Here is a 1,307-nt window from a genome sequence, read left to right as displayed (position 1 = left end):
GCTACCGTTATAATAAAACCATATAACAAATGGTCAACCAGAAATATTTTCTTATCTGGCTGACCTTATAATACGAAAGGAGCAGTTTAGTGCAAGAAACTAAATATTATACGATATTAGTTTAAAGAAAGTTTGGGGGATTAAGAAAAATGGACATTGAACGAAGAATTTATAATGCAGCAATAGATTTGATAAAACAGAGGTATCGATCAAATTGGGGTGGGGCTGCAGCTATGTATACAGAAGATGGTCAAATCCTCACCAGTGTAGCACCAGATGTTATAGTTGCTTCAACTGAATTGTGTATTGAAACTGGGGCCATTCTTGAAGCACATAAACTTAATACTAAGGTCACACATACTGTTTGTGTTGTAAGAAAAGACGAAAATGCTGACTTTAAAATTTTGACTCCTTGTGGCGTATGTCAAGAAAGACTTTTTTACTGGGGAGATAATGTAAAAGCAGCTGTTACTAATCGAACTGGTGAATTGGATTATAAAACATTAAAAGAAATACAACCACATCATTGGTATAAAGCCTATCAAGAGTAATGAATTATTCTAACGGGCAACGAGTGTTCAATAAAAAGCATTCGATTCTTGTGCTAAAGGAGCAGAATACTTTAAGAATGATTCTGGGTTTTAATGGTAGTATTTAAGAAAAGGGAGGGAAACTTTTTGGGTGTTTGGAAGATGTATGCTATTACATTTGTTGAAATAATCATTTTCTTAGTTGCGGGATTCCTTTTGACTGAAAAAGTATTAAGTAACATATACGAAAGTGCAGGCATAGCTTATTTAGGGAATGTTGGTGTAGTCTGGTTTGGTTTATCTTTTTTACTATTTTGTCTATATACATTGTTTCGGACTTATATCTTATCTAAAAGAAGTCCACTATTGAACGAACGTATAACTTCTATTACTTTTTGGATAGTTTTCATTTGGTCTGCTTATTCTGTGTTCTCTCCCTTTTTACAAGGTGAAATTTAAGATATTACGCTAACGGGGTACGATAGCTGATTAATGGTTATCGCCATTTTTCAATGAATTAACGAAGCAGCATCCTTCAATAAGGGATGCATTTCTCTTTGTTAACGAAAAAAATTAATATTAAACCAAAAGGGCAAGGTTATAAAATATTGGATTTAATTGAAACCTTACTTCTAGGTGTTTCGTAAAAAATTTAAAGGGAGTGAATAAAATGGGAAAATTTATTGTATTTATATTTAGTTTTATGCTTCTATTTATCGTATTACAAATTATATCAGGTTGGGTTCTAACGATTTTCTATACTCCTGATTTTTCTTC

Annotated in this window: 2 protein-coding genes; both read left to right on the top strand. The window is 32.4% G+C overall.

Going from position 1 to position 1,307, the window contains the following annotated elements; translation table 11 throughout:
- Positions 1–149 precede the first annotated feature (149 nt).
- Positions 150–551 (top strand): cytidine deaminase, encoded by a 402-nt coding sequence (locus tag A33I_RS19250; protein WP_022629946.1) that lies wholly within the window; start codon positions 150–152, stop codon positions 549–551.
- Between the two features lie 126 nt (positions 552–677).
- Complete coding sequence (locus tag A33I_RS19245; RefSeq protein WP_022629945.1) at positions 678–989, top strand: hypothetical protein; 312 nt, start codon at positions 678–680, stop codon at positions 987–989.
- Positions 990–1,307: the final 318 nt, after the last annotated feature.

The sequence above is a fragment of the Alkalihalophilus marmarensis DSM 21297 genome, from assembly GCF_000474275.2.
GTDB classification, from domain to species: Bacteria; Bacillota; Bacilli; order Bacillales; family Bacillaceae_D; genus Alkalihalophilus; species Alkalihalophilus marmarensis.
This window is presented reverse-complemented; position numbering and strand designations above follow the sequence as displayed.